This is a genomic window from uncultured Massilia sp., from assembly GCF_913773735.1.
Taxonomy (GTDB): domain Bacteria; phylum Pseudomonadota; class Gammaproteobacteria; order Burkholderiales; family Burkholderiaceae_D; genus Telluria.
On the sequence record NZ_CAJYEB010000002.1, the window covers coordinates 64,292 to 79,744 of the forward strand.

Sequence of the window (15,453 nt, forward strand, 5' to 3'; positions counted from 1 at the left end):
ACCTCAATGCACTTTTTAAAGCAATTCCAGTGCCAGGCATAACATCTCCTTGATAATCATCAACTTATCCATCTCACGGCTGGTACGTCGCCATACCATGTAAAATTTTCCGACATTAAATTGTCGAAATGCATAAGTTGCACCATGCAAAGACCGCCGCGTGCTCGCCCAATACGAAAAATCGCTGTCGATTCCGGGGATTCCTGGCTTCCAGCGAACGATTCCTGTCAATTTTTCCGACAGCACCGTGGCCGGGACCGTCAAAAAAAAGCGGCGGTACGCTTGCACGTACCGCCGCAAAGGGCATTACCGGTCCAGCATCGGCTAGCCAGGGACTTCGTCCAAGTCCACGCTCGAATCGATCACGCCATCAGTTGCGCGCCTGCGCCGTATCGTCGGCGCGGCTTGCGGTGCCACCGGCATCCCAGCCGCCGCCCAGCGCGCGGATCAGCGCCACCGTGGTGATGGCGCGGTCGCCGCGCAGTTGCACGGCGTTGCGTTCCACCACCGCCAGGTTGCGCTGGGCGTCCAGCAGTTCGAGGTAGCTGCCGCGGCCGGCGTCGTACAGCTTCTGCGCCAGGTCCGCCGAGCGGCGCGCCGACACCACGGCCGCCTCGATCTCGGCGCTCTGCCCGGCCAGGATGCGCAGGCCGGCCAGGTTGTCCTCGACCTCGGCGAATGCCGTCAGGACGCTCTGGCGGTAGGAACCCACCGCCTCTTCCAGCGCCGCTTCGCTGCGCACGACGTTGTTGCGGTTGCGGCCGCCGTCGATCAGGGGCATCGACAGCGCCGCGCCCAGCAGCCAGGAACGGCTGCTCCACTTGAACACCTCGGCCATGCTGGTGCCGACGCCGCCGCCCGCGGCGCTGATGTTCAGCGCCGGGAACATGGCGGAGCGGGCGACGCCGATGCGGGCATTGGCCGCTTCCATCGTGCGCTGGGCGCTGGCGATGTCGGGACGGCGTTCCAGCAGCGCCGACGGCAGGCCGGCCGGGATCACCGGCAGCGCCGCCGCGTCGACCAGCGGGGCGGCCGGCGCGCTGAAGCTGGACGCCGGCTTGCCCAGCAGGACCGCCAGCGCGTGTTCCGCGGTGGCGCGCTGGCGCTGCAGGCCGATGGCCTCGGCGCGCGCCGTCGACAGTTCCGTCTTCGCCCGCGACAGGTCGAACTCGCCGATGTCGCCCAGCTCGAAGCGGCGGCCGGTGACGCGCACGCTTTCCTCGCGCAGTTTCACCGTCTGGTTCACCGTGTCCAGCTCGGCGTCCAGGGCACGCAGGCGGAAGTAGGTCTGGGCTACGTCGGCCTGCAGCGACAGCAGCACCGAGCGGTAGGTCGCTTCCACCGCGCCGGCGTCGCCGCGCGCCGCCGCCACGTTGGACGAGACGCGGCCGAACAGGTCGACCTCGTAGCTGGCCGAGAGCTGCGCCTGGTAGGTGTTGGTCGCGGCCACCGGCGACCCCGCCGGCAGCTGCGCTTCCAGCGGCGACAGGCGGGCGCGCTGGGCGCCGATGCCGACGCCGACCTGCGGGATGCGGTCGCTTTCCGCGATGCCGGCGATCGCCCGCGCCTGCTTCACGCGGGCCGCGGCCACCGTCAGGCTCTGGTTGTTGGCGGTCGCCTCGGCAATCAAGGCATCGAGCGAACCGTCGTGGAAGGCGCGCCACCATTCGCCGCGCGGCTGGCTTTCGGCCGGCTGGCCGACCTTCCAGGTGGTGCCGTCGGCGGCGCTACGCACCGCATTGGCGCCCGGCGCGGCCTGGGTTTCCTTGAACGCCGCCGGGGTGGCGACGCTCGGCTGCTCGAACCTGGGCGCCGCGCAGGCGGTCAGCAGCAGCGCCGCCAACAGCGGAGCCAACTTCGGGGCCACGCCCCGTGCAATCATCGATGTCATTTCAGTTTCCTTCCAGTGCCGGCACGTCGTCGCCCGGAACCACGCCCGAAGCCGGGGTAGTGCCGTGGGCAGGTGCATGCTTCGGCTTGTCGAATCGCTTGGCCAGCGTGCGCAGCAGGACGTAGAACACCGGCGTCAGGAACAGGCCGAAGAACGTCACGCCCAGCATGCCGGCGAACACGGCGACGCCCATCGCGTGGCGCATCTCGGCGCCGGCGCCGTGCGAGAACACCAGGGGCACGACGCCCATGATGAACGCGATCGACGTCATCAGGATCGGACGCAGGCGCAGGCGGCAGGCTTCCAGCGCGGCCTGCACGATGCTGCGGCCGTGGTGTTCCAGCTCGACCGCGAATTCCACGATCAGGATGGCGTTCTTCGAGGCCAGGCCGACCAGCACGAACAGCGCGATCTGGGTGAACACGTTGTTGTCGCCGCCGGTGAGCTTCACGCCGATCAGCGCGCACAGGATCGACATCGGCACGATCAGGATCACGGCCAGCGGCAGGGTCCAGCTCTCGTACTGCGCGGCCAGCACCAGGAACACCAGCAGCACGCACAGCGGGAACACGTAGATCATGGTGTTGCCGGCCAGGATGTCCTGGTAGGTCAGGTCGGTCCACTCGTAGGCGATGCCCTTCGGCAGCACTTCACGCGCGATCTCTTCCATCGCGGCCTGGGCCTGGCCCGACGAGACGCCCGGGGCCGGGCCGCCGTTCATCTCGGCGGCGACGTAGTTGTTGTAGCGCTGGACGCGGTCCGGGCCATAGGTGTCCTTGATCTTCATGATCGACGACAGCGGGATCATCTCGCCCTTGTCGTTGCGGACCTTCAGCTGGGCGATCTGCTCGCGCTGCGAACGGAACGGCGCATCGGCCTGCACGCGCACCTGGTAGGTACGGCCGAACTGGTTGAAGTCGTTCACGTACAGCGAACCGAGGTTGATCTGCAGCGTCTGGTTGATCTCGGCCAGCGGCACGCCCAGCTGCTTGGCCTTGACGCGGTCGACGTCGGCGAACAGCTGCGGCACGTTGATCTGGTAGCCCGAGAACACGCCCTGCAGGCGCTTGTCGGCGGCGGCCTTGGCCATGAACGCCTGGACGGCCTTGTTCAACTCGTCGTAGCCCAGGTTGCCGCGGTCCTCGATCATCATCTTGAAGCCGCCGGTGGTGCCCAGGCCGTTGACCGGCGGGGGCGGCAGCACCATCACGAAGGCGTCCTCGATGGCGCCCATGCGCTTGTTGATCTCGGCCGCGATGGCGTCGGCGCTCTGCTCCTTGCCCTTGCGCTCGTCGAACGGCTTCAGGGTGGTGAACACGATGCCGGCGTTCGGCGCGTTGGTGAAGCCGTTGATCGACAGGCCCGGGAAGGCGACCGACGATTCCACGCCCGGGATCTGCTTGGCGACGTCCGACATCTTGCGGATCACTTCGTCCGTGCGGTCCAGCGAGGCGGCGTCCGGCAGTTGCGCGAAGCCGATCAGGTAGGCCTTGTCCTGCGCCGGCACGAAGCCCGGCGGCACGGCCTTGAACATGAACACGCCGGCGATGCCCAGGATCGCGTACACGCCCAGCGACAGGCTCTTGCGCTTCAGGACGCCCTGCACGCCACCCTCGTACTTGTGGGCCGAACGGTTGAAGAAGTTGTTGAAGCCCTTGAAGAAGCGGCCGAACACGACGTCCATGCCGCGCGTCAGCCAGTCCTTCTTGGCGCCGTGCGGCTGCAGCAGCACGGCCGACAGGGCCGGGGCCAGCGTCAGCGAGCTGAATGCCGAGATCACGGTCGAGATGGCGATGGTCAGCGCGAACTGGCGGTAGAACTGGCCGGTCAGGCCGGACACGAAGGCGATCGGCACGAACACGGCGCACAGCACCAGGGCGATCGCGATGATCGGGCCCGACACTTCCTTCATGGCCTGCACGGTCGCGTCGTGCGGGTTCAGGCCGTTCTCGATGTTGCGCTCGACGTTCTCGACGACCACGATGGCGTCGTCGACCACGATGCCGATCGCCAGCACGAGGCCGAACAGCGACAGCGTGTTGATCGAGAAGCCGAAGGCCAGCATCACCGCGAAGGTGCCGACCACCGACACCGGCACGGCCAGCAGCGGGATCACGGAAGCGCGCCAGGTCTGCAGGAACACGATCACGACGATGGCCACCAGCACGATCGCCTCGATCAGGGTGTGGATGACGGAGTCGATCGACTCGCGCACGAACTGGGTCGGGTCGTAGACGATGCTGTAGGTCATGCCTTGGGGGAAGTCCTTCGACAGTTCTTCCATCTTGGCGCGCACGTCGGTCGACAGTTGCAGCGCGTTGGCGGTCGGCGACTGGAACAGCGGCAGCGCGACGGCCGACTTGTTGTCCAGCAGCGAGCGCAGGGCGTACGAGTTCGAGCCCATCTCCAGGCGCGCCACGTCCTTGAGCAGCGTGGTGGCGCCGTCGGCGTTGGTCTTGACGACGATGTCGCCGAATTCCTCGACGCTGGCCAGGCGGCCCTGGGTGTTGACGGTCAGCTGGAAGTCGGCGCCCTTGGACGGGCCCTGGCCGACGACGCCGGCCGCGACCTGCACGTTCTGTTCGCGGATGGCGTTGACGACGTCGCTGGCGGTCAGGTTGCGCGCGGCGACCTTCTGCGGATCGAGCCAGACGCGCATCGAATAGTCGCCCGAGCCGAACACCTGGACGTCGCCCATGCCGTTGATGCGGGCCAGCTGGTCCTTGACGTTCAGCGTCGCGTAGTTGCGCAGGTACAGGTCGTCATAGCGGCCGTCCGGCGAATTCAGGTGGACCACCATCGTGATGTTGGGCGAGCTCTTGACCGTGGTGACGCCGATCTGGCGCACCTCTTCCGGCAGGCGCGGCAGCGCGCGCTGGACCCGGTTCTGCACCGCGGTCTCGGCCTGCTCGACGTTGGTGCCGATCTTGAAGGTCACGGTCAGCTGCAGCGCGCCGTCCGAGGTGTTCTGCGAGGTCATGTAGAGCATGTCCTCGACGCCGATGATTTCCTGTTCGATCGGCGTGGCGACGGTTTCCGCGATCACCTTCGGGTTCGCGCCCGGATACTGGGCGCGCACCACGACGGACGGCGGCACGACCTCGGGGTATTCCGAGATCGGCAGCTGGAAGATCGAGATCAGGCCGGCCACGAACACGATGACCGACAGCACGGCCGCGAAGATCGGCTTGTCGACGAAAAAGCGTGAAATATTCATTTGTTATTGTTCCTTGCTTGGTTCCCTGCGGAGGGTCCGGCTTACTTGGACTCGGCCATGGCCAGCTTGGCGCCGTCCTTGGCCACCGGGCTGGTACCGGCGCTGGCCACCATCGGCACCGTGTTGGCCGTGATCGGGGCGCCCGGGCGCACGCGCTGCAGGCCGTTGACGACGATCTTCTCGCCCGGCTTCAGGCCGGTGCGCACGACGCGCAGACCGTCGACGACGGGGCCGAGGGTGACGGCGCGGTATTCGGCCTTGCCTTCCTTGTCGACCACGAACACGAACTTGCGGCTCTGGTCGGTGCCGACGGCGCGGTCGGTGATCAGGATGGCGTTCTTCTCGGCGCCGCCGCCGATCTGCACGCGGGCGAACAGGCCGGGGGCCATGCTGCGGTCCTTGTTGTCGAAGGTGGCGCGCATGCGCACGCTACCGGTACGGGTGTCGAGCTGGTTGTCGACGAATTCCAGCTTGCCCTCGTGCGGGAAGCCTTCCTCGTTGACCAGGCCCACCTTCACCGCGACCGCCTGGCCGCCGTGCGCCTGGCCGCTCACGCGCAGGTAAGTTTCCTCGTCGCCGTCGAAGCTGGCGTAGATGCGGTCCAGCGACACCACCGAGGTCAGCACGGCCGACGCGTCGACCAGGTTGCCCAGCGTGATCTCGGCCTTCGACACGCGGCCGTCGATCGGCGAGGTCACGCGGGTATAGGTCAGGTTCAGGCGGGCGCTGTCGGCCTGGGCTTCGGCGGCGCGCGCGGTGGCGTCCAGTTCCTTCAGGCCGGCGGCGCGCTCGTCGTACTCGCGCTGCGCGATCGCCTTGTCGCCCAGCAGGCGCTCGGCGCGGGCCAGTTCGATCTTGGCCAGGTCGGCCTTGGCGCGCGCCGATTTCGCGGCCGCCTCGGCGCGGTCGTACTCGGCCTGGTAGGGACGCTGGTCGATCACGAACAGCACGTCGCCCTTCTTGACTTCGGCGCCCGGCTTGAAGTTGACGGCGGTGATGAAGCCGGACACGCGCGGGCGGATCTCGACGCGGTCGACGGCTTCCAGGCGGCCCGAGAATTCCTGGGTCTCGGCGACCGGCTTTTCCACCACGGCGGCGGCCGACACCGGCGGCCCGGCCGGTGCCGCCGCCGCGTCGGCGGCCTTGCCGGTGGCGTCCGAGCAGCCCGCGATCAGGGCGGCCACGCCGGCCGCGCCCAGGGCCAGTACCAACGGCCGCGCCGCGGTGTGGAGTTGTTGAATCGCTTTCATGTTGTATGCCCTCCGGTTTCGAGAATGTTGATAATTTATTAATTAAAAGACGAGCACGGTCCTTCCCAGGCTTTTTTTGGAAAAGACAGGTCTCCCGTGCCTCTGCGGGCACGTGACTTGGGGGTTGCGGATTTAGTGCACGGCGTGCGGGATCAACTGACGGGGGTGTCGGCTTGTTCCACCTCGAGGCTGGCGATGAAGCCGGCGATGGCCTCGAGCACCGGGACCCGGCAGGCGCATTCGGTGCGCCCGTTCGGATCGCGCAGCTTGGCGGCGGTCACGCGGCGCAGCATGACGGTCACGCCGGACTGCACCAGCTTGTCGCCATAGGCCTGCGCCTCGTCGCGCAGCGGATCGTCCTCGGCCGAGATGATCAATGCCGGCGGCAGGCTCTTCAGGCGGCTCGACTGCAGCGGCGACGCATACGGATGGCTGCGGTCGGCCGCGTTCGGCAGGTAGCCGCGGTAGGCCGCCTCGCACTCGCCGACGGCCTTGGCCTGGTCGGAGCAGGTCGGCATCTCGCGCATCGAGCAGGTCGACAGGCCCGGATCGAGCATCGGCATGATCAGGATCTGGCCGGCCAGCTTGGGCGCGCCGCGGTCGCGCGCCATCAGGGCGCATACGGCGGCGAGGTTGGCGCCGGCCTCGATGCCGGCCACCAGCATGCGCTTGCCGGTCCAGCCGAGCTTGGTCTTGTTCTTCTTGGCCCACAGCAGCACCGCGTGCGCATCCTCGACCGCCGCCGGGAACGGCCGCACCGTGGCCAGCGTGTAGGTGGAGGACAGCACCACCGGATAGCCGCTGGCGTCGGCCAGGTGGCGCAGGAACTCGTCCCCGCACTCCAGGTCGCCGTCGACGAAGCCGCCGCCGTGGAAGAACACGATCAGGACGTCGCGCTTGCCGTCGCTGCCGGCCTTGTACAGGCGCGCGGCCAGCGGACCCTCGGCGCCGCCGACGTCCAGCTCGCGCACGGCCAGGCCGGCCTGCTGCATCGCGCTCATTGCTTCACCTCGCTGCATGCCAGCAGCGTGGCCGGACCCGCCGTGGCGGGCAAGTCTCCCACCACGCGCGGTTCCGATGCCACCACGTGGAACAGGGCGTCATAGCCGCGCGCCTCGGCGCTGGCGGCATGGGCGAACTCGTCGGTAAAGAGCAAGCCGACCATGGCGACCACGCCGAGCACGAGCCCGAGTGTTGCTGCGACTGTATCCCGTTGCGTGTTCATGACCATCTCCCGTGTTCCTGACAATCTGCTGCTGGCTGAATCGTTTCACATTGAATCATCTACCGTTCCGACACTATAGTCTTCAACTACAATCTAATAAATAGCCCAATTACGAATCGATTGTTCATATTTTTGAACAATCGCTCAGTTTTCCGGACGTCACGGGTTGACGCCCTTTCAAAAGGTTGTGTGATGAACAAACTACAGGCCATGGAAGTCTTCGTGCAGGTGGTCGACGCGGGCAGCTTCACGCGCGCCGCCGAGATGCTGCAGATGCCGAAGGCCACCGTCTCCACCCTGGTGCAGTCGCTGGAAACGGCGCTGTCGACCAAGCTGCTGCACCGCACCACGCGCCAGGTCACCGTCACCACCGACGGCGCCGCCTATTACGAGCGCTGCCTGCGCATCCTGTCCGACGTGCGCGACGCCGAGGAATCGCTGTCTCGCACGCGGCTCTCGCCCAGCGGCCGGCTGCGCGTGGACGTGCCCACCGGCGTGTCGAGCGAGATCCTGGTGCCGGCCCTGCCCGCCTTCTTCGAGCGCTATCCGGACATCATGCTCGAACTGGGCAGTTCCGACCGCATCGTCGACCTGGTCGAGGAAGGCGTCGACTGCGCCGTGCGCGGCGGCGCGCTGGGCGACACCAGCCTGATCGCGCGCCGCGTCGGCGTCGTCAACTTCCTCACCGCCGCCGCGCCCTCCTACCTGGCGCGCCACGGCGTGCCCCAGCACCCGCGCGACCTCGCGCGGCACCGCTGCGTGAATTATTTCTCCGCCAAGACGGGCAAGCTGTTCGACTGGGACTTCCACCGCGACGGCGAACGCATCGAGATACCGATGCGCGGCGTGATCGCCCTGAACGATTCGAACGCCTACATCGAGGCGGGGCTGGCCGGCCTGGGGGTGATCCAGATGACCGACTACCTGGTCGAGCGCCACGTCGCCAGCGGGCGCATGGTGCAGGTGCTGGCCGACTGGCGCAGCGACCCGCTGCCGCTCCACATCGTGTATCCGCAGAACCGCCACCTGTCGGCCAAGGTGCGCGTGTTCGTCGAATGGGTGGCCGAACTGTTCGCCGCCAACCCGTACATGAACGTCGACGCGGTGCCGCGGCGCACCCCGGCCGCGGCCTGAACCGCGGGTGTAGAATCGATCGCACAGGCCGCGACGCCGGACAGGAGACAGCGCATGACCCCCACCCGCACCATCGACGTGCTGCTGGCGCAGTATGCCGACAGCCACCGCCATCCGGCCAACGAACGCATCCACTTCGTCTGCGTGCCGCTGATCATGTTCACGCTGCTGGGCATGCTGTGGAGCCTGCATCCGTCGCTCGCGGTCGCCGCCTGCGCGGGGGCGCTGTGCTACTACCTCGGATTGTCGCGCCCGTTCGCGCTGGGCATGCTGGCGCTGGCGCTGGCGATGCTGGCCGTGCTGGCGCTGATGCCGCCCGCGACGGTGCTGCCGCTGTCGCTCGCCGTCTTCGTCGCCGCCTGGATCGGCCAGTTCATCGGCCACAAGATCGAAGGCAAGAAACCGTCGTTCTTCGACGACCTGCGTTTCCTGCTGGTCGGTCCGCTGTTCGTGCTCGGCTTCCTGTACCGGCGCCTGCACCTGGCCTATTGACGCAGGTCCGGGCCGCGGCGCGCGGCGGGAGTAAGCTGGCCGGGTCCTGCATCCACCTGCCGGAGACGACCATGAAACTCCCCTTTCGCCTTCCCTTGCGCCTTCCCTTGCACCTTCCCATCCTCCTGCTGTCGCTTCCCGCCGTCCTGCTCGGCGCCTGCGCCGACCCCGGGACCTCCGGCAGCGTCTACGGCAGCTACCAGACCATGAACGAACAGGTGGTACGCATGGGCACCGTGGAATCGGTGCGCAACGTCGTCATCGCCAATCCCGACTCGGGCGTGGGCACGATGTCCGGCGCCGCCCTGGGCGGACTGGCCGGCTCGGCGGCCGGCAGCGGCCGCGGCGAGGCCGCGATGGGCATCCTCGGCGCCGTGGCCGGCGGCATCGTCGGCAACCGGGTCGAAGGCCAGGTCAACCGCAAGCCGGGCCTGGAGATCACGGTGCGGCTGGACAACGGCGAACTGCGCGCCGTCACCCAGCTGGCGGACGAGGCGTTCCGGCCGGGCGAGCGCGTGCGCCTGCTGAGCAATGGGTACGCGACCCGGGTGACGCACTAGTCGTGCACTAGCTGAACCGGAATCGCTGGCAGCAACGCCGTCGCCCCGGCGCAGGCCGGGGTCCAATTTGCATGCATCCCGGCAGCGCCAGAAAATTGGGTCCCGGCCTGCGCCGGGACGACGGTCTAAGGCTGGCGATCCGATTGCAAACTGTCGCCATCTAATGTCACAGCGGCATCGCGAAAGCACGTATACTTTCGCGATGCCCTCCTACGCCCTCTTCACCATCGCCTCCCTGATCTGGGGATCCACCTTCTGGGCCATCACGCTGCAACTGGGCGAGATCGCGCCCGCGGTATCGGTCGTCTATCGTTTCGCGCTGGCCTCGATGGCGCTGTTCGCCTGGTGCCTGCTGCGCGGCGACCGCCTGTGGCTGCCCTGGCGCGTGCAGCGCTGGACGCTGCTGCAAGGCTTCTTCACCTTCGGCCTGTCCTACGTCTGCACCTACAATGCCGAACAATACGTAGTGTCCGCCCTGGTGGCGGTGCTGTTCGCGCTGATGGTGTTCTGGACGCCGATCTGCGCGCGCATCGCCTTCGGCACGCCGATCCCGCGCCGCACCTGGGGCGCCGGCGCGGCCGCCATGGCCGGCGTGCTGCTGCTGTTCTGGCATCCGATCTGGAACGCGCTGCACGACGTCAGGCAGGGCGGCCAGGGCCATTTCCTGCTCGGCCTGCTGCTCGGCATCGGCGCCTCGATCGCCAGCTCGGCCGGGTCCATCGTCGTCGGCAAGGTGCGCGCGCAGTCGGGCAACCTGCTCCTGACCACGGGCTGGTCGATGTTCTGGGGCACGGCCATGGTGGCCGCCTGGTGCCTCGCGACCGGCCAGGAATTCGCGATCCCGCGCGCGCCCGGCTACGTCTTCGGCCTGCTGCACCTGGCCATCTTCGGCTCGGTCGTGGCCTTCATCTGCTACTTCACGCTGATCAACCGCATCGGCTCGAACAGGGCCGTGTACATCGGCGTGATCACGCCCGTGCTGTCGGTCCTGCTATCGATCAAGCTCGAAGGCTACCGCCCCGGCCCGGCCGAATGGCTGGGCATGGCCGTCTGCCTGGGCAGCGTGGCCTGGGCCATGCGCGGCCCGGCCACGCAACCCGTTTCCGTCCAACTGAACGATCCCATCGAAACACCATGACCACTGCTACCACTTTCGCCATCCGCCCCGCCACGCCCGCCGACGTCGCCCACATCCACGCCATGATCGTCGAACTGGCCGTGTTCGAAAAACTCGAGCACCTGGTCGTGGCCACCGAGGCCCTGCTGCACGAAGGCCTGTTCGGCGCGCGGCCGGCCTGCGAGGCCGTGATCGGCGAAGCGGACGGCGAGGTCGTGTGCTTCGCCCTGTTCTTCCACAATTTCTCGACCTTCCTGACGAAGAAAGGCCTGTACCTGGAAGACCTGTACGTGCGCCAGGCGCATCGCGGCAAGGGCTACGGCAGCCGCATGCTGCGCCACCTGGCGCGCCTGGCCGTCGAACGCCAGTGCGGCCGCTTCGAATGGTCGGTGCTCGACTGGAATACCCCGGCCATCGATTTCTACAAGGCCATGGGCGCGGAAATCCTGCCGGACTGGCGCACCTGCCGCGTCACCGGACCGTCGCTGGCGGCGCTGGCCGGCGACTGAGCGCGGCCCACAGAAAAAACCCGCGGGCTGCTGCCTGCAGCGCCGCGGGTGAACCCATTCAGGATGGGGAGGGGAGACTTGAATCCAACGGTTTCAATATAGTCTCCCGGTTGCGGCGCGTGCAGATTCCTTACAAATGCTTACGTCGGTAACAGAAAGCCAAATCCTTGCAGGATCACGGCATCTTGCGCGATCTCCAAGCCGCCGTGCGCGCAGCATCCGGTTGCGTGATCACAAATGCAAGGCCCCGGGGCGCCAAGACAATGTGGCCTCAAGGGGGATATCACATGAAACCGAGCGACGTGCCACTCGCGCGAACGATCTGCCGCTGGGCCTACCGGGCCTGGCTGCGTTCCCGCATCGACAACTACACGCGCAGCCTGCACGCCATCGCGGCGCAGCGCGAGAACGACTTCCACGCGGAGCGCCTGCTGCACCGGGCCATTTCCACCACGCGTTCCAAGCTGCAGTCGCTGTAGGCCCTGTAGACCCTGTTATGCCCGCACGTCGCCCTCAGGCGCGGCGGCGCGCCAGCAGGCGTTCGGCCGCCTCGAAGCCCGCCTGGGTCAGCACCGCCAGCAGGGCCGCGGGGATCGCGCCGGCCAGCATCATGTCGTTGTCGTTCAGCGCCAGTCCGGTCGTGATGCGCTCGCCGAAGCCGCCGGCGCCGATGAAGGCGGCGATGGTGGCCGTGCCCACGCTCATCACGGCGGCGGTCTTGACGCCGGCCAGGATCACCGGCGCCGCCAGCGGCAGCTCCACCTGGGCCAGCGCCTGCGCGCGCGTCATGCCCAGCGCCAGCGCCGCCGTGCGCAGGCCGGCCGGCACCTGCAGCAGGCCGGTGCAGGTATTGCGCACGATCGGCAGCAGCGCATAGGCGCACAGCGCCACCAGCGCCGGCACCGTGCCGATGCGGCCCAGCAGCGGGATCAGCATCGCCAGCAGCGCCAGCGACGGCACCGTCTGCAGCACGCCGGCGACGGCCAGCACGGCCTGGCGCAGGCGCGGCGCCAGCGCGGCCACGATGCCCAGCGGGATGCCGGCGGCGCAGCCCAGCAGCACCGCCAGTCCCACCAGCAGCAGGTGCTGGCGCGCCAGCGCGCCGAAGCCGTCGCCGAAGGTCTTGGCCAGCAGGCCGGGGGCTGCGTCGGTGCGCCCAGCGGGCGCCGGCGCGGCGCCTGGATCGGGCTTCGCAGTCTTGTCCTGGCAGTTCACGCGCGTGCTGGACGCGTGGACGGCGGCGCCGTCCACCCTGCGATCGGCGCAGGCCAGCCAGTCGCGCGCGATGTCGGCGAACGGCCGGCGGTCGATTTCCGCCTGCGCATTCATGCCGATCATGTCGTCCGCCTTGATCGTGCCTTCCAGCGCCGCGAGGGCGCGCCAGGCCGCCGGCAGGCGCCGCGGCAGGTCGAGCCGGTACAGCAGCACCGCGTCGTAGCGCGGGAAATAGGCCCGGTCGTCGTCCAGCACGCGCAGGCCGTACTGGCGGATCTTGGCGTCGGTCGAATAGATGTCGATGACGTCGACCTGGCGCCGCGCCAGCGCCTCGTAGGCGATGCCGTGGTCCAGGCCGCGCGGCCGTTGCGGCAGGCCGTAGCGCCGCGCCAGGCCCGGCCAGCCGTCGGCGCGCCCCAGGAATTCGTGCGACAGGCCGATCTTCCAGCCGGGCTGCTGCGCCAGCGCGGACAGGCGCGCGATGCCGGCGTCGCCACGCACGGCCAGCGCATAGCCGTTGGAAAAGCCGAGCGGCACCGCGACGCCCAGGCCCAGCGGACGCAGGGCCGCGCGCATCTGCGCGAGCGTGGTCGGCTGCGGGTTCTTGAGGATCTCCAGGTCGATCGTGCCCAGGTATTCCGGATACACGTCGATCGCGCCCGAGCGCAGCGCGCCCAGCACGATGGCGGTGTTGCCCAGGCCCTGCCTGTGCTCGGCCGGGCCGGCGCGCCGGGCGGCCTGGGTCAGGATCTCGCCCAGCACGTAGGATTCGGTAAAACGCTTGGAGCCGACGCGCAGCGGGTCGGCGGCGGCGGCCGGCACGGAAAGCAGGAGGCTGGCCCAAGCGAGCAGCAGCACGGCGAACCTGGTCATACGACTCCATCGGGGGATCGGGATGCGCATGAGGATAACCGATTGCGCCGCATGGCCGCGCGGCGGCGGCGATGCTCAGGCCGGGGGCAAGCCGACCCGCGGTGCGCGCAGCACGCCGCCGTTGACCACGGCGCGGCACGGATTCGCCCCGATCGCATACGCCAGGTCGGCCGGGCGCGCGATGTCCCACATCGCCAGGTCGGCGCGCTGGCCCGGCGCCAGCGTGCCGATGTCGGCGCGGCCCAGCGCGCGCGCGGCGTTGACGGTGCAGCCGCGCAGCGCCTCCAGCGGCGTCAGGCGCCACAGCGTGCAGGCCATGTTCAGCGCCAGCAACAGCGAGGTCATCGGCGAGGTGCCCGGATTGCAGTCGGTGGCGACGGCCAGCGGCACGCCGGCGGCGCGCAGCGCGTCGATGGGCGGCATGCGCGTCTCGCGCAGGAAGTAGTAGGCGCCCGGCAGCAGCACGGCCACGGTGCCGGCGCGCGCCATGGCCGCGATGCCGGCGTCCGACAGCCATTCGAGGTGGTCGGCCGACAAGCCGCCGTATTCGGCCACCAGCGCCGCCCCGCCCTGGTCGGACAGCTGCTCGGCGTGCAGCTTGACGGGCAGGCCGAGGCCGCGCGCGGCCGCGAACACGCGCGCCGTCTGCGCATGGGTGAAGCCGATGCGCTCGCAGAAGGCGTCGACGGCATCGACCAGTCCCTCCCGCGCCAGCGCCGGCAGCATGCGCGCGCAGACTTCGTCGATGTAGTCGTCGGCGCGGCCCGCGTATTCCGGCGCCAGCGCATGCGCGCCCAGGAAGGTGGTGGCCACGCGCACCGGCAGCAATTCTCCCGCGCGGCGCGCCGCGCGCAGCATCTTCGCCTCGTTCTCCAGGTCGAGGCCGTAGCCGGACTTGATCTCCAGCGTCGTCACGCCCTCGGCCAGCAGCGCCGCGATGCGCAGGGCGCTCTGGCGCAGCAGCGCGTCTTCGGACGCGGCGCGGGTGGCGCGCACCGTGGCCATGATGCCGCCGCCGGCGCGCGCGATGTCCTCGTAGCTGGCGCCGTTCAGGCGCGCTTCCCATTCGTCGCTGCGGTTGCCGGCGTGGACCACGTGGGTGTGGCAGTCCACCAGGCCGGGCGTGATCCACAGGCCGCCGCAATCGTGCACGGGCAACGCCCGCGCCGCTGCGGGCGCGTCCGCGCGCCGGCCGACCCAGGCGATGCGGCCGCCCTGCAGCGCCAGCGCGCCGTCCTCGACGATGCCGTAGCCGCCGTCCGCGGCCGCCATGGTCGCCAGGCGGGCGTTGACCAGCAGAAGACCGTCCGCCTCAGTCATAGTCGCCCTCGGCGGCGGCGAGGTCGTCCTCGTCGTCGTAGTAATGGATGTCGGCGATGAAGATCGTGCCCTGGTCGGCCTGCAGCTTCCAGGTCGTGTCCGGGTCGAGCAGCACGGCGTCGTAGCGCACCAGGTTGATGCGCTGGTCGTCGCTGCACAGCTCCAGGCTTTCGCCCTCGGCCAGGAACAGCAGCGTGACGTCGGCGCGCGCGACGAAGGTCGAGGCGCCGTCGAGCATGCGCCGGCCGAAGCGGTGCCAGCAGCGGTCGGTGCGCGTCATCACGTTGAAGTCCGTGCTGGGGCCGCGGCTCAGCCGGGCGGAAACCTGCGCATCGCCGTCGAAGGCGATCACGGGCTGGGCGTCCGACACCATGGCCGGGTCGCCGTCGATGTCGAGCGTCATGCCGGGGCCGTCGACCAGCGCCAGCGTGCGCTCGACGCCGGGAAAGGTCGAGAACGGGCCGTCGGCGGCGATGGTGGCCAGGCTCACGCGCCAGTCGAAGTCCTCGAAGCCGGCATCGGGCGGAAAGACGGCGATCGACGTCGTGCTGCCGCCGCCATTCTTCCAGGACACCGGCGCCAGGCCGGCAAACGGAATCAGCATCGTCATGGTCATCCCCTTTCGGTCATCCAGCATGTCGCCGACAGCA

Annotated in this window: 14 protein-coding genes; 6 read left to right on the forward strand and 8 right to left on the reverse strand. The window is 68.7% G+C overall.

Features of this window, described 5'->3' with window-relative positions; translation table 11 throughout:
• Nucleotides 1–370: 370 nt before the first annotated feature.
• From QZ749_RS00670 to QZ749_RS00690, 5 genes are all read right to left on the reverse strand, one after another.
• On the reverse strand, nt 371–1,891 hold the full coding sequence (locus tag QZ749_RS00670) for an efflux transporter outer membrane subunit (RefSeq protein ID WP_296942202.1): 1,521 nt from the start codon (nt 1,889–1,891) through the stop codon (nt 371–373).
• 1 nt (nt 1,892) lies between these two features.
• The gene (locus QZ749_RS00675; protein WP_296942204.1) at nt 1,893–5,108 is read right to left on the reverse strand and encodes an efflux RND transporter permease subunit; all 3,216 of its coding nucleotides are present in this window, start codon (nt 5,106–5,108) and stop codon (nt 1,893–1,895) included.
• Between the two features lie 41 nt (nt 5,109–5,149).
• On the reverse strand, nt 5,150–6,358 hold the full coding sequence (locus tag QZ749_RS00680) for an efflux RND transporter periplasmic adaptor subunit (RefSeq protein WP_296942205.1): 1,209 nt from the start codon (nt 6,356–6,358) through the stop codon (nt 5,150–5,152).
• Between the two features lie 152 nt (nt 6,359–6,510).
• Complete coding sequence (locus tag QZ749_RS00685) at nt 6,511–7,359, reverse strand: alpha/beta hydrolase (protein ID WP_296942207.1); 849 nt, start codon at nt 7,357–7,359, stop codon at nt 6,511–6,513.
• Entirely contained in the window at nt 7,356–7,583 is a 228-nt protein-coding gene (locus tag QZ749_RS00690) for a hypothetical protein (protein ID WP_296942209.1), read from the reverse strand. The genes QZ749_RS00685 and QZ749_RS00690 overlap by 4 nt, the downstream gene beginning before the upstream one ends.
• A 192-nt stretch (nt 7,584–7,775) precedes the next feature.
• Here QZ749_RS00690 and QZ749_RS00695 point away from each other — a divergent pair, with 192 nt between their 5' ends.
• From QZ749_RS00695 to QZ749_RS00720, 6 genes are all read left to right on the forward strand, one after another.
• Nucleotides 7,776–8,717, forward strand: a complete 942-nt coding sequence (locus QZ749_RS00695) for a LysR family transcriptional regulator (RefSeq protein WP_296942212.1) — start codon at nt 7,776–7,778, stop codon at nt 8,715–8,717.
• A 54-nt stretch (nt 8,718–8,771) separates the two neighbouring features.
• Complete coding sequence (locus tag QZ749_RS00700) at nt 8,772–9,209, forward strand: DUF962 domain-containing protein (RefSeq protein ID WP_296942214.1); 438 nt, start codon at nt 8,772–8,774, stop codon at nt 9,207–9,209.
• A gap of 71 nt (nt 9,210–9,280) precedes the next feature.
• Complete coding sequence (locus tag QZ749_RS00705) at nt 9,281–9,769, forward strand: hypothetical protein (protein ID WP_296942216.1); 489 nt, start codon at nt 9,281–9,283, stop codon at nt 9,767–9,769.
• A gap of 202 nt (nt 9,770–9,971) precedes the next feature.
• Nucleotides 9,972–10,907 carry a DMT family transporter gene (locus QZ749_RS00710; protein ID WP_296942217.1) on the forward strand — a complete coding sequence of 312 codons (936 nt, stop codon included), beginning with the start codon at nt 9,972–9,974 and terminating at the stop codon, nt 10,905–10,907.
• Nucleotides 10,904–11,395, forward strand: a complete 492-nt coding sequence (locus QZ749_RS00715; RefSeq protein WP_296942218.1) for a GNAT family N-acetyltransferase — start codon at nt 10,904–10,906, stop codon at nt 11,393–11,395. The genes QZ749_RS00710 and QZ749_RS00715 overlap by 4 nt, the downstream gene beginning before the upstream one ends.
• Before the next feature lie 287 nt (nt 11,396–11,682).
• Nucleotides 11,683–11,874 (forward strand): hypothetical protein, encoded by a 192-nt coding sequence (locus QZ749_RS00720; protein WP_296942220.1) that lies wholly within the window; start codon nt 11,683–11,685, stop codon nt 11,872–11,874.
• Between the two features lie 34 nt (nt 11,875–11,908).
• Here the strand turns inward: QZ749_RS00720 and QZ749_RS00725 are convergent, their stop codons facing one another.
• The 3 genes from QZ749_RS00725 to QZ749_RS00735 form a co-directional block, all read right to left on the reverse strand.
• Nucleotides 11,909–13,483, reverse strand: coding sequence for a glycine betaine ABC transporter substrate-binding protein (locus QZ749_RS00725; RefSeq protein ID WP_296942222.1), 1,575 nt, complete (start codon nt 13,481–13,483; stop codon nt 11,909–11,911).
• Nucleotides 13,484–13,558: 75 nt separating this feature from the next.
• On the reverse strand, nt 13,559–14,803 hold the full coding sequence (hutI, locus tag QZ749_RS00730) for an imidazolonepropionase (RefSeq protein ID WP_296942223.1): 1,245 nt from the start codon (nt 14,801–14,803) through the stop codon (nt 13,559–13,561).
• Nucleotides 14,796–15,413, reverse strand: coding sequence for a HutD family protein (locus tag QZ749_RS00735; protein WP_296942225.1), 618 nt, complete (start codon nt 15,411–15,413; stop codon nt 14,796–14,798). Before QZ749_RS00735 ends, hutI begins: the two co-directional genes overlap by 8 nt.
• Nucleotides 15,414–15,453 lie beyond the last annotated feature (40 nt).

What these genes read in the sequence shown, in the direction of transcription:
- QZ749_RS00695 (WP_296942212.1), top strand. Translation starts at nt 7,776, where the DNA reads ATGAACAAACTACAGGCCATGGAAGTCTTCGTGCAGGTGGTCGACGCG.
- QZ749_RS00705 (WP_296942216.1), top strand. Translation starts at nt 9,281, where the DNA reads ATGAAACTCCCCTTTCGCCTTCCCTTGCGCCTTCCCTTGCACCTTCCC.
- QZ749_RS00670 (WP_296942202.1), bottom strand. Translation starts at nt 1,891, where the DNA reads ATGACATCGATGATTGCACGGGGCGTGGCCCCGAAGTTGGCTCCGCTG.
- QZ749_RS00675 (WP_296942204.1), bottom strand. Translation starts at nt 5,108, where the DNA reads ATGAATATTTCACGCTTTTTCGTCGACAAGCCGATCTTCGCGGCCGTG.
- QZ749_RS00725 (WP_296942222.1), bottom strand. Translation starts at nt 13,483, where the DNA reads ATGACCAGGTTCGCCGTGCTGCTGCTCGCTTGGGCCAGCCTCCTGCTT.
- QZ749_RS00680 (WP_296942205.1), bottom strand. Translation starts at nt 6,358, where the DNA reads ATGAAAGCGATTCAACAACTCCACACCGCGGCGCGGCCGTTGGTACTG.
- QZ749_RS00720 (WP_296942220.1), top strand. Translation starts at nt 11,683, where the DNA reads ATGAAACCGAGCGACGTGCCACTCGCGCGAACGATCTGCCGCTGGGCC.
- QZ749_RS00735 (WP_296942225.1), bottom strand. Translation starts at nt 15,413, where the DNA reads ATGACGATGCTGATTCCGTTTGCCGGCCTGGCGCCGGTGTCCTGGAAG.
- QZ749_RS00685 (WP_296942207.1), bottom strand. Translation starts at nt 7,359, where the DNA reads ATGAGCGCGATGCAGCAGGCCGGCCTGGCCGTGCGCGAGCTGGACGTC.
- QZ749_RS00715 (WP_296942218.1), top strand. Translation starts at nt 10,904, where the DNA reads ATGACCACTGCTACCACTTTCGCCATCCGCCCCGCCACGCCCGCCGAC.
- QZ749_RS00710 (WP_296942217.1), top strand. Translation starts at nt 9,972, where the DNA reads ATGCCCTCCTACGCCCTCTTCACCATCGCCTCCCTGATCTGGGGATCC.
- QZ749_RS00700 (WP_296942214.1), top strand. Translation starts at nt 8,772, where the DNA reads ATGACCCCCACCCGCACCATCGACGTGCTGCTGGCGCAGTATGCCGAC.
- QZ749_RS00690 (WP_296942209.1), bottom strand. Translation starts at nt 7,583, where the DNA reads ATGAACACGCAACGGGATACAGTCGCAGCAACACTCGGGCTCGTGCTC.
- hutI (WP_296942223.1), bottom strand. Translation starts at nt 14,803, where the DNA reads ATGACTGAGGCGGACGGTCTTCTGCTGGTCAACGCCCGCCTGGCGACC.